Here is a 24185-nt window from a genome sequence, read left to right on the forward strand (position 1 = left end):
TCTAGCTCCTAAGCCTCATATACTGTGAAAGATTGGATATGACGGGAGGTGCTACACTTGGGTTATCAACAATTCGGAATTAGCCCTCAGCTCGTGGAACGCATCAAGCTGAAGATGAAAAACGCGACTGTCAAAGATCGTATTAAAAATATGATTAACGGCGTCTCGAAACAAGAGCTACAGGACACGGCAGTTGTTCGCAGGTTGGTACGGAATGCGTCAGGTGTACTGAACGAGAAACTGACCTCGACGCAGGAAGACCAAATTGTGAAATTTATTATCGCTCAGAAAATTGATCCAAACAACACCTTCCACTTGATCCGTTTGTGGGGAATGTTCCGTTAGGAAAGTTTGCTAGCGAGTATAGGCTAGATCTTAGGTCTAATTCTCAGCTAGCTAAAGGAGTAGAGGCTGTCTCAAAAGTAGTGAATGCTGCTTTTGAGACAGCTTTTTTTTGTGTGAACCAAGGATGAATTCTAGGGAAAAGCAGACAAACAAACACTGGCTCATTAACGTTGATTAATGAACGCCGACTGACGAATGTAGACTAACCAATAATTTTCCGGCGAAAATCCTGCAATAGTACATCTTTAGATGATACGAGGAGGGTTAAAGTATTGATTCCTGCAAATCAGCAGGAATTCTTGCGTCAGAAGAAGCTTTTGAGCTATAAATGAGGATATTCCTGTACATTTGCAGTATTTGGACTTAATAGAGCGGAAATCTGTGCAAAAAGATGTATTTTTGCAGGATTTCGCAATTCCAGCGAAAGAACCTCGGTTGATAACGCAAAAGTAGCGCTCCCCCATACACGGGAGAAACGCTATTTATCTTACGTGGAATAATAAAGTGTACCTTCAAACAAAGAAGACGTAATCATCCTACTCACCATGCTCATCATTCTGCCCTATTAGTTAGGATGGCAGGTTACTCAATCTTTGATCACTGGCAGCTGATTTGAGCACAATTTGGCTGTCAGGATCACAATTAAGGACGATGGTCCGCAATTGATGTTCTTCCATTTTGTTGATGAGACAAAACAATGTGCTCAGCTCTCCATTTTGCCCGGAGCCTTCAGCAAGCCCAACTTCTCGATTTAATGAGTTTTCGAGAGCTTCCTGGATATCCATGCAACAATTGCTGGTAATCCATGCAGCGCGTGAATCGGATAACCCTCGGAGTGAGAATCTCACACCTTCGAAGGCCAATAAGTAAGCAATAATGGAGTACATGGCTTGCTCCCAGCCAAATAGTGTGCCTGCTATAAGCAAAATAGCACAGTTCAGAATCATGATGACGACTTCGGTTGACTTTGGCGGTCCACCACTCAGAAGTGAATATCCTTGATCACTTGCATGTTTGTTCACACCACCAAATCGGACAGATATACCGATACCGAGTCCTAAACAGATGCCACCTGCCATAGCAGCAGGTAAAGGATCACTAATCACTGCAGGAAAACGGTGTAGAGCAAGAGAAGCGATGGTCAAGCAAGCTAATCCTAGAACGGTATACAGAGCAAAGCGAAGATTCACTTGCTTTCGAGACATGAATATAAAAGGTAGATTGAATAGAAAAAGAAACAATCCCAACCGCATTTCAGTGGTATGAGCGAATAATGCCGATAAACCTGTGATTCCACCAACTACAAGCCCATGTGGTATGAGAAATAACTCTAATCCTACTGCGGCAAGTAGTGCTCCTGCAATAACGGTTAGAACTCGTAATACTGAATTTTTACGTAATTGTTTATGTTGTGTTGTCTTAGTCTGCAATGTTTTTCCTCCTTTAGCAGGGGAAACAACTTTATTCATTTTCGTAGGAAGCGACAGCTTTTTGGGATAATTTTAGCAGCATGTCACTTCTTTAATTTATATACTGTATCCAATAGTTTATAGATCCATTTTGATTCCTATGCTAGAAGTAAGTTTGCATAACAAATTTTACCGATTCCCGGTAAATCCGATTCTCTATAATCCACGAAAGTCTACCCTGCATTTAGGTGTCTTATAATTATTTCGTTTTCTTCGAATTTTTATCAATGGAAGTTCTAAATGACCTTCAGTAACAATCATTTAAGGTAGAGATGAAATTCGCATTGCGTGATATTAGAAAGTGAGAAGTGAATTTTAACAGGTACAGTCGCAGTCGAAGCAAGAATTTATAGATCACAGGACGGAATACAAAAGAAAGCACAGGGAGTATCGCGGCTACCGCAACAGATTTAGTTCCCCACTGTTCAATTATTTTGATGGCTCCTATTTGAGGAGTTATTTGGGGTACCGTCCTTACGGGAGCTATAAACTTTCGCTCGTAGCGTTCAATTTCGGTTGTCGTTGATTCTTGCTCCGTAGTGAATAATCCGCCAGACCAAACCGGTGGAAAAGAAAACATCATTCCTAGAATTAGGACTATACGAAGAAACCAAAGTAGTGACAAGCGCGCTATATATTGCACCGAAATAACACCTCCCAACTGTATGTAGTATAAAAAGCATACCATACCTTTTCATTTGTTTCCAAATTGTTTTGTGAAAAAAATTCATTTGAAAACGATGAAAACAAGAAACCGAACGGGAAAAATGACGTATTTCGTAGAAAAGAAGACTTTTATTATCTTGTATCAGTCAGGAGGAATAAATTTGAGCGAATGGCAGGATTTTAACGGTTTTGATAAACGAAGCTTTTTCGGAAGTTTCATTCATGAGATGCCCCTATTTTTTAAATTATTTGCTTTGTTTATTCTAGGTGTTTTCGTTTTTATAATTTATAAATCAGTGAGAAGCTGGATAGCCAACAACGCAAGCCCCTTGATAAAAGCTAGCTCTAAAGCTGTGACGAAACGGACTGAGGTATGGGGGGGTTCGGGTGAATCGAGCGCACATACTAGTTATTATGTGACGTTTGAGTTTGAGGATGGTGGACGCTTGGAATTGCAGGTTCGAGATCAGGATTTTGGTCTGATTGTAGAAGGGGATCGAGGAGAACTCCTTTATCAAGGGACTAGATTCAAGAGCTTTGATCGAGTCAAGCAGACGGAACAGCTTAATTTCTAAAATTGTACATAACGTTCTAGAATCACCATGCCTTTTTTGGGTAAGACTCATATGAGAGGTTTTACCAGAATCTCAATCCCGGAAGGAGGCTATTGTCTTGAACTCAAATGATCCAAAATCGCAGGGGCAGGTACCTTTTCATACACTAAGTGAGGAAGAAGTGCTCAAAAGGCTGGAAACAAGGAAAGATGGTTTGTCTTCCGGTGAAGCCGCTAAACTTCTGGAGCAGTATGGGAAGAACGTACTTCAAGAAGCAAAAACCAAATCTCTGCTAGGAAAATTTATTGAACAATTTAAAAATGTAATGATCTTTATTTTGCTAGTGGCGGCAGTATTGTCTGGGGTTTTGGGAGAATGGACAGATACAGTCATTATTTTGTTGGTAGTCATCCTGAATGCGGTACTTGGCGTTATTCAGGAAAATAAGGCAGAGCAGGCGCTAGATGCCCTGAAAAGTATGTCCTCTCCGCATGCCAGAGTGCGACGTGGAGGTCAGGTCTCAGAGATTAAAAGTGAAGATCTCGTACCAGGGGATATCGTATTGCTGGAAGCTGGAAATGTAGTTCCGGCGGATATTAGACTGTTAGAAGCTGCTTCTTTGAAAACAGAGGAAGCCGCATTAACCGGAGAATCATTACCTTCAGAAAAGAAGGTAGGTGTGCTTGAAGGAAGCGATATTGTTATCGGGGATCGCACCAATATGGCATATATGAGCAGCAATGTAACTTACGGTAGAGCGGTTGGTGTCGTCACAGCTACAGGAATGCAGACTGAAGTCGGCAGGATTGCTGGGTTTATCTCGGAGGAAGAGAATGATGTAACACCGCTGCAAAAGAAACTGGATGAACTAGGAAAATATTTCACCTTTATTATTCTTGGTGTCTGTGTAGTCATTTTTGCCGTCGGTATATTTGAGGGTAGAGAGCTGCTGGATATGCTTCTCACCTCGATCTCACTTGCAGTAGCAGCGATTCCTGAAGGACTGCCAGCAATTGTGACGATTATCTTGGCACTCGGAGTGCAGCGGATGGCTAAACGTAAAGCGATCATTCGCAAACTCCCCGCTGTAGAGACGCTCGGAAGCACCGAAATTATTTGCTCTGACAAGACAGGTACTTTGACTCTAAACAAGATGACTGTCGAAAAAGTGCATGTCAATGGAACTACGAAAGAAGCTGCTGAAGGTGTTGAAGGGACACCGGGTGGTGAACTATTGCTTCAGGCTATGACGCTTTGTAATGATTCCAGCATTGACGAAGGAAATTCCTCTGAAGTACCTGGAGGGAATGAAGGAGCTAAGGACCCGCAAACAAAGAGTGGTAAAGCGATTATCGGGGATCCTACGGAAACAGCGTTAGTGGACTATGCGCTCAGTATAGGTACTGACAAAAGGGATTTAGAAAAGAAATTCCCACGTAAAAATGAACTGCCATTTGACTCCGATCGCAAGCTGATGACGACGATTCATGAAGTTGAGAACGGACGTTATCGTGTATTAACGAAAGGTGCACCAGATGTGCTTTTGTCCAAATGCAGCCATATCTTCGTGGATGGAGAGATCGTTCCTTTTAATGATGAACATTCACGACATATCATGGAAAGTAATACAATGCTTGCGAATGATGCACTGAGGGTGCTGGCATTTGCTTTCAGAGATGAACAGCAGCTACCGACTAACCTCTCCCCGGAAGCTACGGAGAAAGAACTTGTATTTATCGGTTTAGTCGGTATGATTGATCCTCCACGAGAGGAAGTACGGGATGCGGTAGCTATCTGCCGTAAAGCAGGGATTAGACCTGTAATGATTACAGGAGATCATCGAGATACCGCAGCGGCCATTGCTAAAAGATTAGGTATTATCGAAGATGAGACGGGCGTATTGACCGGCAGTGAGCTGGATAAATTCAGTGAAGAGGAATTTGCTGAGAAAGTCACTAATTATTCGGTTTATGCACGTGTATCTCCTGAACATAAAGTTCGGATCGTTAAGGCATGGAGGAAAAAAGGGAAGATTGTTGCCATGACTGGTGACGGTGTGAATGATGCTCCTGCGCTTAAATCATCAGATATCGGCGTCGGGATGGGGATCACAGGAACGGATGTAGCTAAGGGCGTCTCAGATATGGTGCTAGCTGATGATAACTTTACGACCATAGTTGTTGCTGTTGAAGAAGGACGGAAGGTTTACAGCAATATCCGTAAGGCCATCCAGTTCCTACTCTCAGCCAATCTTGGGGAAGTGCTTACGCTATTCATTGCAACCATGATCGGCTGGCGTATACTCGAGCCAATTCATATTCTGTGGATTAATCTTGTTACCGATACCCTACCGGCATTAGCTCTTGGGCTTGAGAAGGCGGGGGATGATTTGATGTCGAAGAAACCACGCAAAGCCAGCAGCAGTATCTTTGCTGGTGGCGTGGGAATCGGGATCATCTACCAGGGGATATTAGAGGCGGCGCTTACGTTGTTTGTATACCAGTGGGCACATACCCATTACAATGAGGGAATTGCGGTTACGATGGCATTCGCCACATTAGGATTGCTGCAAATTTCTCATGCATTTAACGTCAGATCCAATACGAAATCGTTGTTCCAGATTGGCTGGTTCAGCAACCGGTATATGCTGTGGGCATCACTGATCTCTACACTTATGCTGGTGCTGGTGATCATCATCCCAGGACTGAATGACTGGTTTGGTGTCTCACATTTAAGCGGGTTACAGTGGGGAATTGTAATTGCTGCAGCACTGGCGATTATAGTGATTGTAGAGTTTGTAAAGCTGTTTGTACGTTTAAGTGGCAAGGGCAAGAACTGGGATTAAGAATACCAATTTATGCTGCAACAAAGAAGCCTGAACCCTTCCATAGTGGAGGATTCAGGCTTTCTTAATAGGTGCCTTTAGCCAGTGAATGTGGGTTACAGAATGCGCTGCATATGCAGGATTACGTTGCTCCAATACCCTGAGTCAAGCTCACTGATCTGAACCCCGGGATCACCCCAGGTGTGAATGAACTTTCCATCCCCAATGTAAATACCGACATGCCCGGGTATAGCGTCACTTTCAAACCGACCTGGGACAGTGAAGAATATAAGATCGCCGACATCTAGTGCACTGCGTTGCACGCGAGAACCTATATTATCTTGATCCTTGGCTAAACGCGGTAAGTTTACACTGAATTGTTTGAATACATGCCTTGTAAAAGAAGAGCAATCAAATTTCTTAGTCTCTTCATAAGGCCCGGTACCGAATTCATAAGGCACACCTAAGAATTTTTTGGCATAAGTAACTAATTCCTTCTTGTCTGCTTCAGAAATACTTTGAATGTGAAATGGTTTAGCTTCATTTAATGACTTAGTAGATGGTGTTTTTATAATAGCTTCATGGTCGGTCGGTGTGGCTATGTTGATTTCACCAGACTGAGGATTCCAACCCACCTCCGTTTGAAGAAATTTGGATAGAGCTAGCGGTGTGATATAGATTTGACCTTCTTGTCGTCTAGGTGCCTGCGGTAATGTGATTTTCTCACCTAGGGAGAAGACTTGAGTAGAGCCAGGGCGCAGCATATACATAACATCACTGTAGCCAATTTTGGTGTATCCACCATGAGTAGCATCATCTTTCATTCGATAGCCAAGTGAAGTAATCGCAGGTTTGAGTGGAATCCAGTACTTTCCTTGAGCATCGGTGATGGCGGACTTTTCATAATAACTTGAGGCTTGCATGCCATCGGGAGTTACGGCGTTTACCTTGGGTTTTTGTGATTGTGAAGAGTAACCGCATGCGGTACTTGATAAAACGGCAGCGAGCAATACAGTAGCAGTGGATAGTAATTTTTTGTGGTTATTAGGCATATGACACGCTCCATGTTCAAACTGTAGTTTAAGTTTGTGCAGGGGGCTTTTTTTTATGTAATGAGGCCGAAGGCAATCACTGTAAGACATAACCAAGTCCTTCCTATATTGGTGAGTTATGCGCTATAAAATTTGTAATCTATGGAAGTAGGATAAGTGATTGACGGATAAACAACCTCCATATAATATAGGTTTAATAGATTTCCATCATTATTGTGAGGTACGTGTAAGCTTATGCTTTAATGCTTTTATCGATAAAAGTGATAATGCTGAGTCGCTCACTTTGATGCACGCGTTAATAATCTAATGAAATGGGGTACTTTAATGAAAAAGAGAAACATTTTTGCAGGTTTAAGCTTATGCTTCATGCTAGTAGCTGCTGGCTGTGGCAACAATAATGCCGCTGTAAATTCAGGAAACGCAACAAACACTGGTAATGCGCCAACGAATGCCGGAACCGCTGATTCCAAAACGTACAAAATCGCAATTTCGCAATACGTTGAACATCCATCACTTGATGCTACACGCGAAGGTATTCTTGCTGCTTTGAAGGATGCCGGGCTTGTTGAAGGAGAGAACCTGAAGGTTGACCTTGAGAATGCTCAAGCTGACCCTGCGAATAACTTGACCATTGCTCAGAAGATTGCTGCTGACACTAATGATTTGGTATTGGCTATTGCGACACCTTCTGCTCAATCGGTTGTTCAAGCGCTTAGTAAATCAAGTAAGGACACTCCGATACTGTTCGCAGCAGTGACTGATCCACTCGATGCAAAGATCGTAACTGATCTGGAGCACCCAGGTGGAAATGTTTCTGGTGTATCAGATACGAATCCTGAAGCTATTAATAGATTAATGCAATTCATTGCTACTCAATTTCCTAATGTGAAGAAGCTGGGCATTGTTATCAATGAGGGTGAACCAAATGCTGTAATTATGGCGGATATTGCTAAGAAAGAGCTGGATAAACATGGCATTGAGCTTGTGAAGGCAGCCATCACAAATACTTCTGAAGTGAAGCAAGCTGCTGAATCACTCGCTGGTCGTGTAGATGCATTCTACATTACTTTGGATAACACAGTAGTGAGTGCTGTTGATACGATTATTCAAACAGCTAATGATAAGAAAATTCCGTTCTTCTCCAGCGACCGGGATACCGTTGAAAAAGGCGCATTTGCAACCGTTGGCTTCAAATATTTCGACCATGGTTACCAAGTTGGACAAATGGCAGTGGACATTCTGAAGAATGGTAAAAAGCCAGCAGATATGAAAGTAACGATGCAAGAAAAGCTCGATCTTATCCTTAACCTTAAAGCCGCTGCCGCACAAGGTATAGAAGTGACGGATGCGATGAAAAAAGAAGTTACCGATCAAGCTAACAATATTATTCAATAAGACATTCTATAGGGGCGATTCCATGAGGGCGCCCCTTGATGCTTGAAAGGAGAAGACTTCTATGTATGATTCAATGCTCGGGGCTGTGGAAATGGGGTTGCTCTATGCATTTATGGCTTTAGGGGTGTATATTACTTTTCGCATTTTGGATTTTCCTGATTTGACTGTAGATGGAAGCTTTACTACTGGCGGCGCTATTGCTGCCGTTATGATTACCAATGGTTATGCACCCTGGTTAGCCACGCTTGCTGCTATTGCAGGTGGGATGCTGGCAGGAATGTGTACGGGTCTACTACATACGAAGGGCAAGATTAATGGATTGTTATCCGGGATTCTAATGATGATCGCACTTTATTCCATCAATCTGAGAATTTTTGGCGGTAAACCTAACTGGTCACTAATGGGTGATACCACGTTGTTCTCGTCCATCAATCCACTTCTTGTTCTTCCTTTTATTGTTTTATTCGTGAAAATTCTAATGGATTTATTCTTGCGTACTGATCTTGGGCTTGCTTTAAGGGCTACCGGAGATAATGCAAGAATGATCCGTAGTCTGGGTGTAAACACAGATAATACGACAATTCTCGGAGTCAGTTTATCCAACGGAATGGTGGCACTTTCAGGTGCATTGATCACTCAGTATTCCACTTTTGCGGATTCCTCAATGGGAATAGGGATGATTGTTATCGGATTAGCTTCGGTAATCATTGGTGAAGCCATTTTCGGTGCTGGAAATGTATTCCGTGCGACGTTGGCAGTTGTTCTGGGATCTATTGTTTACCGAATCGTAGTTGCACTAGCCTTGTATGTACCATGGTTGAGACCTTCGGATCTTAAGCTGATTACGGCGATTATCGTTATTTTCGCACTTGTATTCCCATCGATTCAGCGTTTCTTGAAGCAGAAGAATATGGCGCGTAAACGTTCGCTTGAATTAGCTGAACAAGCGTTTAGCAGCAAGAGAGGAGGCACCATCGATGCTTAAACTGGATAACGTATCTAAGCTGTTTAATCCTGGAACACCGGATGAGAAGATCGCGCTACTTGGCATTGATTTGGAGCTTCTTCCCGGTGACTTTGTTACCATTATTGGAAGCAACGGTGCTGGTAAATCAACGCTAATGAACATTATTTCTGGTGTGATGAAGCCGGATCTTGGTTCAGCAAGTATTGAAGGGAATTCGATCAGCCATTTAGCAGAATATCAGCGCAGTCGCTGGATCGGACGGGTTTTTCAGGACCCGATGGCAGGTACGGCTCCACGGATGACGATTGAAGAAAATTTAGCGATGGCTTACAAAAGAGGGAAGAGTAGAGGACTATCGTTTGGTGTAAATGCAGCGAGACGGACGATGTTTCGTGAGGAGTTAAGTCGTCTCGGGATTGGATTGGAGAATCGTCTGCGAGCAAAGGTAGGGTTATTATCTGGTGGGGAGAGACAAGCACTGAGTTTGCTAATGGCAACCTTTACCCAGCCGCAAATCTTGTTATTAGACGAACATACAGCGGCACTTGATCCTTCACGAGCGGAGCTGATTACTAAACTGACAGAGTCTATCGTCCGTGAGATGAAGCTGACTACGCTTATGGTTACCCATAACATGGAGCAGGCTATACGTCTTGGCAATCGTCTTATCATGATGGATAAAGGCCGTATTATCCTTGATATTGATGAAACAAGGAAAAAGGATCTTACGGTAGAACGCCTGCTGGGAGAATTTGAGACCATCAGTGGTCATAAACTGGCGGATGATCGAATGATGCTTGGTTAGTCTTTTATAGGAGTATCTTAGGCTCAGGATAGGGGCTTAAAGTGAATTCTGACTCTGGATTTCGCTTTAAGTCCTTTTTGTTGTAAGTTTTCCCAAATGCTTCAATATCATTTATGATAGGATATAGTGATGATAAATATTACTTCCCATAATAAGGGTTTGGAGTGAATTGGAGGATGCTTATGTTTTGGAAGAATGTTAGCGCTTACAGGAGTTCAGGAATTTTTAATAAAATGATATTGATCATTTCATTTTTGCTGCTGCTGTCCTTTCTGTTCTCTTTAACCGTCCTGCAGTATGTTTATCGAATTTATGACAAGCAAATCTATGAAAAGGCATCTGAAGTGCTGGGAATGTCATCTATCAGTATAGAGAGTACTTTGAGAGAGCTGGAACAACTTTCTTTTACAGTGGTCTCTGATGAGCAAATTCAGGAATGTCTTCGCCAGTTGCAGGATGATCCTCAACCATATGAGCGGCAGGTCCTACATAATAAAATCATTAACAGGTTAGTTGCCTTTGCAGGAGCAGAGAAATACGTTTATTCCATGATGTTGTTGGATACGAATGGCGGCGCTATGACTGCGGGTAATCGGGAAGGTGTATCACAGGATCTCCAGGATCAATTAAAGCCTCTGGCTAAGGAAGCTAGCGGTAGTATTGTGTGGTATCCCCAAGGGAATAAGAATTCACTCCTGGCTGTTCGGCAGATTAAATCTTACACCGGATCAACCTTTACGCTGGACGATTTAGGAACGTTAGTCATTCGAATTCGGATTGATCGTATTATTGCAGATAGCACTAGTAACACTTCGGATGGCGATCAGTTGATTGTTGCAGATGCGGCTTCAGGGCTAGCGGTTTATCCCCAAACTCCAATGTTGCTGCCAAATGAGCTTAAAGCGGAAACGGAACGTTCCGAACTTTATCGTACGGCTAAGTATGAAGAAGGAACATATTTTATAACGAAGACTAAATCATCTTATATGGAATGGATGTATATCAATGCGACCCCCTTCAATGAGATGTTCAAACATATTACTTTTGTAAAAAAATTGGTCGTCATCATATTCGCGCTCATATTACTAATTGGATTGCTCTTAGGCTATCGATTAGCCCGAAGTATTGTACGCCCGATTTCAAAGCTGACCAAAAAAATGAAACAAATCGAAAAGGGAGATCTGGATAATCTGGAGGAACAGTCGCTAGGTGTCGTTTCACAAACTGCGCAGGACGAGGTAAGTCAGCTTAACAGAACCTTTAAAATGATGATCCGCAGAATCAGAGAACTTATCGATGAGAATTATGCGAAGCAGCTCATTATTAGAGAGACCGAGCTTAAAGCACTGCAGGCACAGATCAATCCGCATTTTTTGTACAATACACTTGAATCGATCAATTGGTTAGCGAAGATGAACAAGCAAGCTAAAATCTCTGAAATGGTAGAAGCGCTTGGCTATTTGTTTCGCAGTTCGATTGGTCTTAAAGACCCGTTGATTACGATTGAAAAAGAGCTCACCATTGTGCGCAATTATGTCATTATCCAGAAGACACGATTTGACGAGAGACTTGATTTCCGCATGGATTTTCCAGAGCATTTGCATGACGCTTTAATTCCGAAGCTGACGCTTCAGCCGTTGATCGAGAATGCGATCCGATATGCATTGGAGCCTAATATCGAGCCTTGCACGATTTCTATAACCGTAAGTGAGGAAGAACAGGGCCTTGATATTCTTGTTAGTGATAATGGGCCGGGGATGAGTGCCGAGTTCATCAAAGATTTACAGCAGGGAAGAGTTAAGACACGTGGCGAAGGCATTGGGTTAGCGAACATCGCAGAGCGTATTCAAATCGTATTTGGCCCAGAATGGGGTACAGTGATTGAAAGTGAGCCAGGTCAAGGAACGACAATACATGTACGTATACCTTATTTAAAAGGAGTGCAAGAGAATGTATAAGTTACTGCTGGTTGATGATGAACGGTTGATACTAGAAGGCATATCTCAGGTAGTGGACTGGGCACAGGCAGGAACGGAACTTGTGGGTACTGCGCGAAACGGGATAGAAGCCTTAGAGAAAATAGAGGAGCTTCGCCCTGAAATAGTGATTACTGATATTTCCATGCCCGGATTGGATGGACTAGGCTTGGTGCAGAAATGCAGTGAACGGTTTCCTGAGGTAAAGTTCGTTATGTTGACGGGGTATAAGGATTTTGACTACGCCTGTATCGCTATGCAGCATGGAGTGAAACATTATCTGCTTAAGCCGTGCAACGAGAATCAAATTCATGATGCGTTAGTTGAACTGGTAGCAGAGCTCGATGAACTTAAGGGCCGGATGGAATTTGTAAATGATATGAAGCAACGTTTTACTAAAGTTCTACCGCATGTAAAGGAACAATTTTTGAAGGAATGGATCTCTAACAAAACGTACGGGAGTCAAGATTTAGAGTATTATCAGGAGCTGCTAGGCATCGAATTAAATGACAAAGTGGTGCGTTTGATCTTGTTCAGACTGGAAGGTTCTTATGAATATGAGCAACTATTTGCTTTGCAAAATATTGCACAGGATATGCTGCAAGAAACGCTGCTTAGTACAAGGATAGGCGGATTTATTCTGACACTAATGGAAGTCGAAGGAGAGGCTGCGCTGAATAGTACACTGCTTGAACGAATTTCTGATGTAAGGAAAATGTTCTACAAATTTTATAAAGTGGATGTAACCATTGCGATTAGTGATGCGGACTTCATGATACATTCACGGAGATTGTATCGTCAGACTCTGCAATGCCTTAACCACTGTTTTTATATGGAAGAGGGAGGTTTGATCACAGGAAGTGATATTCCTAGTGATGAACTAAGCGGAAGAAATGACATTGAACTAGATGAAGAGCAAATCTGTCTGCTGATTAAGGCGGGCGAACAAAGTGCAGTAGAATTTGAATTAGAGCGGTTATTTAATCTGCTAGCTGAACAGCGTGTGGATATTAATGTAACGCGATCTTATGTTTTACAATTGTATTCTGCGATGATACGTCTAGCCGTCCCTGATGAAAGAAATACCTTTACTTCAAGTATGGTGGAACTGGCTGAGATCAGGACTTTAAGTGGTCTTAAAGCCTATGTAAAAGATGCTGCTGCTCGTTTGACAGCGATGTATGATCGTCATTTTCGCTGTCGCCAATCCTTAATCGTAGATAAAATGTTCAAAATTATTGCGGATGATTATAAGAATGCGGAACTGTCACTTAGCTCAGTCGCTGCTGAGATGTTATATATGAATCCTGATTATCTCGGGAAAATATTCAAGAAAATCACGGGGGAGAAATTCTCTAATTACGTTACCAATTACCGGATTACTAAAGCATCAGAACACATTATGCATAGTGGTGATGTAAGAGTATTTGAGCTCGCTGAAATGTTCGGCTTCGGTGGGAATGCACAGTATTTTAGTCAAGTGTTCAAAAAAGTAACTGGGCAGACACCCACAGAATTTATGAAACCCTCTCAAGGGAACTGATTATTGAACAAACAAGACGGTTTTTTGTATTCAACAATTACTGAATATTTGAGAAGATTTATACATGAAAGCGCTACCTAAAGGGATCAGAGCCTTTATACTATTATAGGAAAAGGGGACATGAATTTGAAAAAGAGATTCGCTTTACTAGCCGTACCATTGTTGTTGTCATCGATGTTAGCTGGTTGTGGTGGAGGTAATAACAATAATAGTGCTGCCGCTACGGATTCCGCTACAAACACGCCTTCAGAAACGAAACCCGCAGCTACAACTTCAGCAGAACCCGTAACTCTGCGTATAGCTTGGTGGGGTGGAGATACACGGCATTCTTATACACAACAAGTGATTGATATGTATGAAGCCAAATACCCGAATGTAACGATTGAACCTGAATATGCTTCATTCGATGATTATTGGAAGAAGCTTGCCCCTCAAGCAGCAGCGAATCGACTTCCTGATATCGTTCAAATGGATATTTCTTATATTAATCAATATGGGTCTAACGGACAGCTCGAAGATTTGAAGCCTTATTTGAACTCTCAGATACAAGTCGGCGATGTGAATGAGAACGTCCTTAGTACTGGGGTAATCAATGAGAAGCAATTCGGAATTCCATTAGGCGTTAACGTACTTGGTTTTCAATATGACCCAGAATTGCTAAAGAAGGCAGGGGTGGATTCCATTCCTGAGAACTGGACTTGGGATCAATACAAAGAAATTGCTGCGAAAGCTAAATCAGCTGGACTGTATATCGACGGTTCTATGGCAGCTGACGTATTCTTCAACTATTATCTGCGTACAAAAGGGCTGGCACTTTATAACAATGATGGTTCAGCGCTTGGATATGAGGATGATGCCTTGTTCACTGACTTTTTCGGAATGTTGTCTGGTTTAATTAAAGATGGAGCGGTTCCATCCCAAGACAAACTGAGCCAAAACAAAGGCGTTATCGAAGAGTCTGATATTGTTAAAGGAACAGGCATCGGCGTATGGCAATGGTCGAACCAATATGTTGCTTTGCAAATCGCTGTAAATCGCCCTATGGCACTGGCACAAATGCCTGGTCCGGATATGGAAAAAGGACTCTACATGCAGCCAAGTATGTATTGGTCGGTTACTTCTAACTCAAAAGTGAAGGAAGAAGCAGCGAAGTTCGTTGATTTCTGGATTAATGATCCCGAAGCCAACAATTTAATCAAAGGCGAACGTGGTGTGCCAATTTCAAGCAAAATCAAAGAATCTGTAGCTTCACAATTAACGGATTCCGGTAAGCAAGTATTTAAATTCGTAGCTGACATGGAGCCTACTACTTCTCCAATGAGTCCGCCAGTTGGATCGCCAGAGGTAGTAGCACTCCTTACAGACCTTGCTGAACAAATGAACTTCGGCAAGATTGACCCAGCCGCCGCCGCCGCACAGTTCCGAAAAGAAGCGAACGCTATTCTCTCCAGCCGGTAATAGAAGGTAACAGATAACTATACTGCGTCTAACATGGGAAACGGCATGCCATTTGGTTAGGCGGCAGTCCGTTTCCCTTATTATTCACATAAAAAGGAGTTGGAGACCCTTGGCATCCACGAATCCCCTTCCTTCGAATCCGCTGGCTTTTAAGAAAAAGAAGCTAACAGGCCGGAGTTTACGAAGCAACCTTACAGGATATGCCTTTATCAGTCCATTCGTCATTGGCTTCCTTTGCTTCACGTTGATCCCGATGATCATTTCTCTTTATCTTTCTTTTACCAAATACAATTTGTTCGCTCCACCTAAATGGATCGGATTTGATAATTACATCAAAATGTTCTCGAATGACCCGAAATATTTACATTCACTAAAGGTGACGCTGCTTTACGTATTTATTGGTGTGCCTTTACGTCTCACCTTTGCATTATTTGTGGCTATGATTCTAAATACTAAATCGCGCATGATCGGAGCCTATCGTACAACTTATTATTTACCTTCTATTATAGGTGGCAGTGTGGCGGTATCCATCATGTGGCGTAATATTTTTAGTGATACTGGAATTATTAATGGCATGCTCGGTTTTTTAGGCCTTGGTCCAGTAAGTTGGTTTGGTAATCCGAGCGCTGCGCTTATTATGTTGATCACTTTATCCGTGTGGCAATTTGGTTCATCCATGTTGATCTTTCTGGCAGGTCTAAAGAATATTCCTGGTGAAATGTACGAGGCAGCTAGTGTAGATGGAGCAGGCTTTTTCAGAAAGTTCTTTAAGATTACAATGCCCCTCCTAAGCTCAGTTATTCTGTTCAATCTAGTCATGCAGACGATCAGTGCATTTATGACCTTTGTTCCAGCTTATATTATCTCTAAAGGTGAAGGCGGACCAATGGACGGTACGATGTTGTATTCTCTATATCTATTCCGTCAGGCCTTTATGTTTAATAACATGGGTTACGCTTCAGCTATGGCGTGGGTGATGTTGTTGCTAGTCGGCATCATGACCGGAATTTTGTTCAAGACATCCAAATCGTGGGTCTTCTACGAATCGGAAGGAGGAAAATAATCCATGGCGAAAATGAAACTGAAATGGCCGCTGTATCACATTCTTATCGGTGGCCTCGCTATCATTATGCTGTATCCGATTTTGTGGATGATCATGAGCTCTTTTAAAGAGAGCCGGCTTGTATTCGTTACCGCTCAGCAGCTTCTTCCCGATCCATGGGTATGGGGGAATTATGCTAAAGGCTGGGAAGGGATTGCCGGATATTCCTTTGGTGTCTTCATAAAGAATTCATTAATTATTGTCGTTGTAGCCACTCTAGGAGCGGTGGTTTCTTCTTCACTGGTAGCCTTCGGATTTGCACGTAATAAGTTTGTAGGGCATGGCTTATGGTTCGGTATCATGATGATGACGCTTATGCTTCCTTCAGATGTAGTGCTAGTCCCGCAATATATCATCTATGCGAAATTGGAATGGCTCGATAGTATCAAGCCGATCGTGGTTCCACAGTTCTTCGGTGTTCCGTTCTTTATTTTCCTAATGCTGCAGTTTATTCGGACAATACCTGTTGAACTTGACGAAGCGGCTACGATTGATGGGTGCGGGAAATTTGGTCTGTACTTCAGAATCATTCTCCCACTCATCCGTCCATCTATGGCTACTGCAGCGATCTTTTCCTTCTATTGGCGCTGGGAAGACCTGCTTGGGCCAGTGTTGTACCTGAACTCTCCATCTAAATATACAGTTTCTATGGGGCTGAAAATGTTCCTCGACAGTGAGTCCGTGTCCAACTGGGGACCCATGTTCGCCATGTCCGTTCTTAGCTTGGCACCCGTCATGATTATTTTCTTTATCTTTCAAAAGCAGATTGTGGAAGGAATCAGCACCAGTGGTTTGAAAGGATAAAATATCTAATGAAGAAAGGTGCGGCTGAATTTGGATAGCTATCATTTTGACTTTGGGATTAAAGATACAGCGTCCGGCTACACCAAAATTCGGCCGGACTCACGATACTCTCCGGATGAGCGATTTGGTTTTACTTCAGACTCGACAGTATTCGGGCGTTCCAGGGGAGGAGAAGATACATTAAGAAGTGATTTCTGCATTCCGCAGAAGGCAGTCTTCCTGTTAGATATTCCTGATGGGATTTACCGGATTTCTTTGTTACTTGGTGACTCCTTAGCAGATACGAGTACAATAATTCGAGCAGGTGATGGTAAGTACGTATTAGATACATTGAACGTCCCGGCAGGTCAGTATATACGAGAATCATTTGCGATGCGAATCATGGGTGGTCAGCTAAAGCTCTCCTTCTCAGGTATTGCGCCTCGAATAAATGCTCTCGACATTGAGCCTGACAACGAAGCGCTCGTCTTATATTTGGCTGGTGATTCTACGGTGACCGATCAAGGAGAAGCTGGTTATCCCTATGCTGGTTGGGGCCAGTTGCTGCCTCGCTGCTTCAAAACAGGTCTTGTAGTGGATAATCGAGCCATTTCAGGACGTAGCTCCAAGAGCTTTATTGAGGAAGGGCATTTGGACAATATTTCTACTGTGCTTCGTCCCAGAGATTATATGTTCATACAGTTTGGTCATAACGATTCAAAAGGGGATGAACATAGACACACCGAACCTTTCACTACATATAAAGAATATTTGCTGCGGATGATTACAGTTGCTAGGAAAGCAGGAGCCTACCCGGTACTGGTGACCGCTGTACATAGGCGGAGATTTGATCCTGCAGAAGCTATAGTAGACAGTCATGGAGAGTATTTAACGGCAATGAAAGAGTTGGCTGAGACTGAGCAGATCCCCCTAATCGATTTGGCGGAGAAGAGTCGTAAGCTTTTTGAAGCCTATGGTGTGGAAGGAACGAAGGATCTGTTCATGTGGTCCTATCCGGGAGAATATATCTTGCATCCAGTTGGCGTACAAGACAATACACATTTTCAGATTTTAGGAGCACGTCTGCTTGCTGATCTTATTGTAGAGGGCATCCGTGAAGCCGGTTTAAATGATCTCATTATCCATCTTCGGCAGGGTGAATAAAAATAATCCTTTGGGGTATTAAAGATCTATCGATTCAACTTCTGTATGCGAGGTTAAGGTTAAGGAAAGAACTTAACTGGAAGGCATGCATGACAAGAAGGAGGATACTTAAACATGGCAGATAAGAAGCTGGAAGGTAAGGTAGCGATTGTAACAGGAGGTGGTTCCGGCATTGGAAGAGCAACTGTGCTTGAGTTCGCTCGTAACGGAGCCAAAGTTGTGTTGCTGGATAGAACTGTTGAGAACGCAGAAAAGGTTAGAAAACAAGTGGAGAAAGAAGGCGGAGAAGCTCTCGTAATTGAATGCGATGTTGCTGAACCCCCACAAGTGGAAGCTGCCATAAACAAGGCGGCCGCGAAATGGGGTCGTCTTGATGTTGTTTTTGCAAACGCAGGGATTAATGGAGCCATGACGCCCATTGAAACGATGGATATTGAGTCTTGGGACCAGACGATTCACATCAACCTTCGTGGAACCTTCGCGACTGTTAAATATGCGATACCGCATCTAAAAGAAAGCGGTGGCAGCATCCTGATTAACAGCTCCATTAACGGAAATCGTGTATTTTCTAACATCGGTTTTTCTGCTTACAGTACGACAAAGGCAGGTCAGGTTGCTTTTATGAAAATGGCAGCATTAGAACTGGCTCAATTTCAAATTCGCGTAAATGCAATCTGTCCTGGGGCTATTAAGACCAATATAGATGACAACACTTTTCCATCCGAGGATCTCAAAGAGGTAAAGATCCCTGTCGAATTTCCGGAAGGGGATCAACCGCTAGAGGAAGGTCCTGGGCGTCCTGATCAAGTTGCAAAGCTGGCACTTTTTCTGGCCTCCGAGGATTCCGATCATATTACAGGAACTGAGATTTATTGTGACGGTGCAGAATCGTTGCTCCATGGTTAGATAATCTTTCACCAAAACGGATTCTATCCTCTTCGTTATGCGGATTATATAAGCTGTCTGCGCATATACATGGAGGATAGGAGTGCCGTTTTTTTGCTGTAAAATAAAGCTAATCATAATCTCCGTTTTCCGTTATAATGGAGTATCTGTGGAGAAAGGAGAATGAACTATGGATTTTCATATTGAATCATTAATTAAGCTGCTAGTGGCCATGCTGTTCGGGCTGTTCATCGGGATTGACCGACAGATCAAGCAGAAACCGCTGGGGATTCGGACCAGTATGGTCATTAGTATTGCCTCTTGTCTTGTAACTGTAGTGTCTATTCATGCCTTTGATAAGTTTGCAGGTCCTGAGCATCCAAATATGGATCCGATGCGCCTCGCTGCTCAAATTGTCAGTGGGATAGGCTTCTTGGGGGCTGGTGTTATCCTGCGTAGAGGCGGTGATGCGATATCAGGTTTGACCTCGGCAGCACTCATCTGGACAGCTTCGGGGATTGGTATAGCTGTGGGAGCAGGATTCTATATTGAAGCAGCATATGCGGTTATTCTTCTAATGTTTGCGGTGAATTTAGTTCCTCATTTAATTCGTTCGATTGGTCCTGAAGTGCTTAACAAGCATGAAGTTTCGGTGAGAATCATCATGGAAGCTAATTTTGTCCTTACTGAAGTGATCCAAAAAATTGAGAGACCTCAGGTTAGTACCCAACGAAGTACTAGAAGTCCATCCCGGGCGATCCGCAGAATGAAAATTAAGGATTTGGAAGATGGAAGACAAATGATCGATATGGTGATCTCAGCGCCGGATAAAGATTACGCTACAGAGATCTATTATGATGTGAAGAAAATTGATCATGTCATGAGCGTTGAAGTGGAACAGCTCTAAAAAAGGGCATGTCACGTCATGACCAGATGTGGTAATCTATCAAGTAGAGACAATTATCAGACACTGGAAGGGAGAACACATTATTATGTCTATCACAGCCTATGAAGGACAATATGAAGGAGAAGCAGCCATCTGGTTGAAAGCTGGCCGTTATGAGGCAGCTATCTTACCAGGCATCGGTGGCAACTTGATCTGTTTCCGTGATACCGAAAACGGTTACCGTTTCTTGCATGAACCGGGAGCTGAGGAAATGGAAGCTTTCAAAGCAAGTCCAGGCATCCATGGTATTCCTGTATTATTTCCTCCGAATCGTTATGAAGATGGCAAATTTCCTTGGAATGGTCAAACTTATCAACTCCCAGTAAATGAAGTCGCAACAGGCAACCATTTACATGGATTTTTACATACGGCAGCTTGGGAAGTGGAAGAGTTCGGTAGCGGTAAGACCGAAAGCTTCGTAACCATATTCATCAAAGTGGATGAGAACCATCCTTCTTATCAATACTTGCCGTTTAAATACACAATGAAACTACGTTATACCCTTGGTGAAGGTGGCTTATCTCAACAGGTACAAGTCCATAATGATGGTGATGAAGAGATGCCTTGCTTGTTGGCATTCCATACCGCGATTAATGCACCATTCGCACCAGGTAGCACACCACAAGACTACCTTGTAAAAGCGACCATTGGTAATCGCTGGGAATTGAATGACCGTATGCTCCCGACTGGTAAATTCCAAGAGCTGGAGCCAGGTGAAGCACAGCTTCGTGATGAAGGTGTGAATCCTTATTTCGCTTCGATGGACAACCATTACACAGCTGTAGCTCAGAATGGACGTAACCGGATGGAGCTTACCGACAGCAAAGCTGGAGTCACTTTAGTTTATGACGTTGGGACTTCATACAAGCAGTGGATGATCTGGAATAATGGTGCTTCTGAGCAGTTCTTCTGCCCAGAGCCGCAAATCAACTTGGTTAATGCACCAATTGTAGATCTGCCAGCAGATGAGATCGGCTTATTCAGTCTCAAACCAGGCGAGTATTGGGATGAAAGCAGTCGTCTGTACGTGAAATAGTGTCCTGTGAATATTAATATGTGATCAAAGAAAGGGCTGTCTTGTTCGTAGATTTCTACGATAGACAGCCCTTTAACGTTTAATTTGAAGCAGAACTTTATTTTTTACTAACTATTTCTTCACTAATCTGCTCAATAATCTCTTGGATACTCTTTGAACCAAGATCACCCTCACCACGTTTTCTTACAGAAACACTGCCAGAGTTTTTCTCATTCTCACCGAGAACGAGCATGTAAGGTGATTTTTCAAGTTGGGCTTCACGAATTTTGTAACCTAGCTTCTCATTTCGGATATCAACCTCGACACGAATGCCAGCTTGTTCTAAGGATTGTTTCACCTGAAATGCATAAGCAACGTAGTTCTCAGAGACGGGCAATAACTTCGCTTGAACGGGTGCTAGCCATAGCGGGAATGCTCCGGCATAATGCTCCGTAATAATCCCCATAAAACGATCAATCGACCCATAAACAGCGCGATGGATTACGACCGGGCGGTGCTTAAGGTTATCTTCCCCGATATAAGTAAGATCGAATTTCTCTGGCATTTGCCAATCTAGTTGGATGGTTCCACATTGCCAGCTTCGTTTTAGCGCATCTAAAATATGGAAATCAATCTTTGGTCCGTAGAATGCGCCATCACCTTCATTCACACGATACTCGATCCCGAGATTGTCTAATACACTTTGTAATGATTGTTCAGCTAGATCCCATAGTTCTTCTGATCCCATATAATCTGCCGGGCGAGTAGATAATTCAATCTTGTACTCAAAGCCAAACACTTGATAAATATGGTCAATCAGTGAGATTACCCGGCTTATTTCATCCTCAATCTGCTCTGGTAATACGAAGAGATGGGCATCATCCTGACAAAAAGTACGAACACGCATCATCCCGTTAAGTGCCCCAGAGAACTCATGGCGATGTACTTGACCAAATTCGGCAATTCGGATAGGCAACTCTCGGTAAGAATGTAGATTATTTTTGTAGATCATCATATGACCTGGGCAGTTCATCGGTTTGAGTGCGAATTTTGTTTCGTCTACATTGGTGAAATACATATTGTCTTTGTAGTGATCCCAGTGTCCGGATTGCTCCCAAAGCCGATTGTTCATCATCAGTGGTGTACGAACTTCATCGTAATCTCTCTGTCTTTGTAATTCACGTGCGAAATTCTCAAGCTCTGTGCGGATAGTCATCCCCTTGGGAAGATAGAAGGGCATACCTGGAGCTTCTTCAGAGAACATAAACAATTCCAGTTCCTTGCCGAGCTTACGGTGATCACGTTTTTTAGCTTCTTCAAGAAAGAGTAAGTGCTCTTCAAGTTGAGCTTTCTTAGGAAAAGCAGTTCCGTAAATACGTTGCAGCATTTTATTATTCGAATCTCCACGCCAGTAGGCACCTGCTACATTCAACAGCTTAAAAGCCTTGACCAAGCCAGTTGAGGGAAGATGTGGGCCTCGACAGAGATCCGAGAATTCCCCTTCATCATAAATAGATAATACTGTGTCTTCCGGTAGATCACGGATAAGCTCCAGCTTTAAGGGCTCATTCATCGCTTCAAAAAGCTTGATTGCTTCAGCGCGGGGAACGACACGGCGGACAATCGGGTGATTCTCTTGAATAATTCTCGCCATCTCTTGTTCGATTGCTACAAGATCAGCCGTGGATAGAGGTGTCTCAATATCAATGTCGTAATAGAAGCCATCTTCGATTACTGGACCTATGCCGAGCTGGACACCCTTATCTCCATATATACGTTTTATGGCCTGCGCCATGATATGTGCTGTACTGTGTCTATAAATTTCCAGGCCTTCTTTGCTATCCAACGTAACAATTTCGAGCTGGCAATCATGTTCGATCGTTTGGTTTAGATCAACGGATCTTCCATCGATTATTCCAGCTACAGCATTTTTTTTCAGACTGGTACTTATGGCACCTGCTGCTTCTTTAATCGTCGTTCCTTGCAGTACCTCTCTAATTGTTCCGTTTTGCAGTGTTACCTTGATCTCCATGATTGTTAGCCTCCATTTCTCAAAAATTGTTAGTGGTGAACGCAAAAAAACGCATCTCTCCCAGAAAGGGACGAGTGCGTTCAGCTCGTGGTTCCACCCTAATTCGACCTATCACAAGGATAGGACCTCATTGGTATCCTTTAACGTGGATAAGTCGGTGCCACATACTACCGCAAAATTTAGATCTGCGGATTCAGCGTCACGGCTACAAAGGGGTAACTTCACAATCGTGTACTGGAGAAGCTTTCAGCCTAGACCTCTCTCTCTGGACAGTTCGTATAGGAAATCATGTCTTTGATCATTGCCATATGATGTTGCTCGTTCATAGTACTCAATTGCACCCCATAAAGTCAAGAGGCAAGAAATCAGAAATTCAGTTCTCTTTTATTGCAGTCATCATTTGTGTACAGGCGAAGGAGATGAAGTACTCATTGGCGAATGTATGATATCAACTTATTTTAAGGAGGTTTGATATGCAGATTCTCGCCATGCTGACGATGCTAATCGACCATATTGGCTATATCTTTTTTCCAGAGGATATTGCTTGGAGATATGTAGGAAGAATAGCCTTTCCAATCTACTGTTACGGGCTTGTGCAGGGGCATATCCATACATCATCCAGACCGAAATACTTGTTCCGACTGCTCATTATCGCTATTATTGCTCAGATCCCATACAATTTAGCGATTAATCCTGGTGGATGGAACGTGGTGTTTACGCTTTTGTTATCCGCAACCGTATTGGTTATTTTAGATAAACTGCCTACTCCATGGCTTGGAATACCAGTCGTCATTGCAGCTATCACGTTAATGGATTATTTCCCGATAGATTATAATGCGTACGGCCTGCTGCTAGTATTGATATTCCGTTATACGAAGTCATATTGGCTTGTTGTAGCACATTTGGCACTTAATCTGTTCTACATGTTTTATAATTATTGGGTTGTGCAAATGCTTAGTATTTTACCAACGCTGTTGATTGCTTTGGCGCCTGCACTTTGGGGATATTTAGAGCGTCACCGGGTACCACGCTGGGTGTGGTGGTCTTTTTATCCTGCGCATCTACTGATTTTAGCGTTATTTAAAGGCGTAATATACAATGAATGGGTTTCTATCGAATGGCGAACTTTGTTGAATCTATAGTATTTTTACAATAAGTAATACTTTGATTTACAAATGTTGCCTTTGCTGAGATAATGGATTGA

General features: G+C 42.9%; 20 protein-coding genes. 16 read left to right on the forward strand and 4 right to left on the reverse strand.

Annotated elements, in window-relative coordinates; all coding sequences use genetic code 11:
• Positions 1–57 precede the first annotated feature (57 nt).
• Positions 58–345 carry a stage VI sporulation protein F gene (locus tag NYE25_RS02180; protein WP_042187408.1) on the forward strand — a complete coding sequence of 96 codons (288 nt, stop codon included), beginning with the start codon at positions 58–60 and terminating at the stop codon, positions 343–345.
• 569 nt (positions 346–914) lie between these two features.
• On the opposite strand, the gene NYE25_RS02185 is transcribed toward NYE25_RS02180, so the two are convergent.
• Both NYE25_RS02185 and NYE25_RS02190 read right to left on the reverse strand, forming a co-directional pair.
• A complete protein-coding gene (locus NYE25_RS02185; RefSeq protein WP_179085706.1) occupies positions 915–1775 on the reverse strand; it encodes a YitT family protein in 861 nt (286 codons plus the stop codon).
• 286 nt (positions 1776–2061) lie between these two features.
• Entirely contained in the window at positions 2062–2457 is a 396-nt protein-coding gene (locus tag NYE25_RS02190; RefSeq protein ID WP_076282905.1) for a hypothetical protein, read from the reverse strand.
• A 184-nt stretch (positions 2458–2641) separates the two neighbouring features.
• Here NYE25_RS02190 and NYE25_RS02195 point away from each other — a divergent pair, with 184 nt between their 5' ends.
• Both NYE25_RS02195 and NYE25_RS02200 read left to right on the forward strand, forming a co-directional pair.
• The gene (locus tag NYE25_RS02195) at positions 2642–3055 is read left to right on the forward strand and encodes a DUF2500 domain-containing protein (protein WP_231573434.1); all 414 of its coding nucleotides are present in this window, start codon (positions 2642–2644) and stop codon (positions 3053–3055) included.
• 97 nt (positions 3056–3152) lie between these two features.
• A complete protein-coding gene (locus NYE25_RS02200) occupies positions 3153–5879 on the forward strand; it encodes a calcium-translocating P-type ATPase, SERCA-type (protein ID WP_076282903.1) in 2727 nt (908 codons plus the stop codon).
• A gap of 95 nt (positions 5880–5974) precedes the next feature.
• Here the strand turns inward: NYE25_RS02200 and NYE25_RS02205 are convergent, their stop codons facing one another.
• Positions 5975–6910 carry a C40 family peptidase gene (locus tag NYE25_RS02205; RefSeq protein WP_076299451.1) on the reverse strand — a complete coding sequence of 312 codons (936 nt, stop codon included), beginning with the start codon at positions 6908–6910 and terminating at the stop codon, positions 5975–5977.
• A 324-nt stretch (positions 6911–7234) separates the two neighbouring features.
• Between NYE25_RS02205 and NYE25_RS02210 the strand changes: the two genes are divergently transcribed.
• From NYE25_RS02210 to NYE25_RS02265, 12 genes are all read left to right on the forward strand, one after another.
• Positions 7235–8305, forward strand: coding sequence for an ABC transporter substrate-binding protein (locus tag NYE25_RS02210; RefSeq protein WP_076282901.1), 1071 nt, complete (start codon positions 7235–7237; stop codon positions 8303–8305).
• A gap of 61 nt (positions 8306–8366) precedes the next feature.
• Positions 8367–9290 (forward strand): ABC transporter permease, encoded by a 924-nt coding sequence (locus NYE25_RS02215; RefSeq protein ID WP_076282900.1) that lies wholly within the window; start codon positions 8367–8369, stop codon positions 9288–9290.
• The gene (locus NYE25_RS02220; protein ID WP_076282899.1) at positions 9283–10077 is read left to right on the forward strand and encodes an ABC transporter ATP-binding protein; all 795 of its coding nucleotides are present in this window, start codon (positions 9283–9285) and stop codon (positions 10075–10077) included. Before NYE25_RS02215 ends, NYE25_RS02220 begins: the two co-directional genes overlap by 8 nt.
• Positions 10078–10259: 182 nt before the next feature.
• Positions 10260–12035: a sensor histidine kinase gene (locus tag NYE25_RS02225; protein WP_081382864.1), complete on the forward strand. Its 1776-nt coding sequence runs from the start codon at positions 10260–10262 to the stop codon at positions 12033–12035.
• Positions 12028–13596, forward strand: a complete 1569-nt coding sequence (locus tag NYE25_RS02230) for a response regulator transcription factor (RefSeq protein WP_076282897.1) — start codon at positions 12028–12030, stop codon at positions 13594–13596. Before NYE25_RS02225 ends, NYE25_RS02230 begins: the two co-directional genes overlap by 8 nt.
• A gap of 120 nt (positions 13597–13716) precedes the next feature.
• Entirely contained in the window at positions 13717–15054 is a 1338-nt protein-coding gene (locus tag NYE25_RS02235; protein ID WP_149644202.1) for an extracellular solute-binding protein, read from the forward strand.
• A 142-nt stretch (positions 15055–15196) separates the two neighbouring features.
• Positions 15197–16117 (forward strand): carbohydrate ABC transporter permease, encoded by a 921-nt coding sequence (locus tag NYE25_RS02240; RefSeq protein WP_341147667.1) that lies wholly within the window; start codon positions 15197–15199, stop codon positions 16115–16117.
• Positions 16118–16120: 3 nt separating this feature from the next.
• Entirely contained in the window at positions 16121–16960 is an 840-nt protein-coding gene (locus NYE25_RS02245; protein WP_042126927.1) for a carbohydrate ABC transporter permease, read from the forward strand.
• Positions 16961–16990: 30 nt separating this feature from the next.
• The gene (locus NYE25_RS02250) at positions 16991–18103 is read left to right on the forward strand and encodes a rhamnogalacturonan acetylesterase (RefSeq protein WP_341060554.1); all 1113 of its coding nucleotides are present in this window, start codon (positions 16991–16993) and stop codon (positions 18101–18103) included.
• A 114-nt stretch (positions 18104–18217) separates the two neighbouring features.
• On the forward strand, positions 18218–19009 hold the full coding sequence (locus NYE25_RS02255; protein WP_042187431.1) for an SDR family oxidoreductase: 792 nt from the start codon (positions 18218–18220) through the stop codon (positions 19007–19009).
• Between the two features lie 169 nt (positions 19010–19178).
• Positions 19179–19895, forward strand: a complete 717-nt coding sequence (locus NYE25_RS02260) for an MgtC/SapB family protein (protein WP_042126933.1) — start codon at positions 19179–19181, stop codon at positions 19893–19895.
• Positions 19896–19980: 85 nt separating this feature from the next.
• Complete coding sequence (locus NYE25_RS02265) at positions 19981–20970, forward strand: aldose 1-epimerase (protein WP_341144991.1); 990 nt, start codon at positions 19981–19983, stop codon at positions 20968–20970.
• Positions 20971–21067: 97 nt separating this feature from the next.
• Here NYE25_RS02265 and thrS read toward each other — a convergent pair whose 3' ends face one another.
• Complete coding sequence (gene thrS, locus NYE25_RS02270) at positions 21068–22981, reverse strand: threonine--tRNA ligase (protein ID WP_341144992.1); 1914 nt, start codon at positions 22979–22981, stop codon at positions 21068–21070.
• A gap of 473 nt (positions 22982–23454) precedes the next feature.
• Here thrS and NYE25_RS02275 point away from each other — a divergent pair, with 473 nt between their 5' ends.
• Complete coding sequence (locus tag NYE25_RS02275; RefSeq protein WP_341144993.1) at positions 23455–24123, forward strand: TraX family protein; 669 nt, start codon at positions 23455–23457, stop codon at positions 24121–24123.
• Positions 24124–24185: the final 62 nt, after the last annotated feature.

Origin of the sequence: Paenibacillus sp. FSL E2-8871 (genome assembly GCF_038000345.1) — a bacterium.
Lineage (GTDB): Bacteria > Bacillota > Bacilli > Paenibacillales > Paenibacillaceae > Paenibacillus_AQ.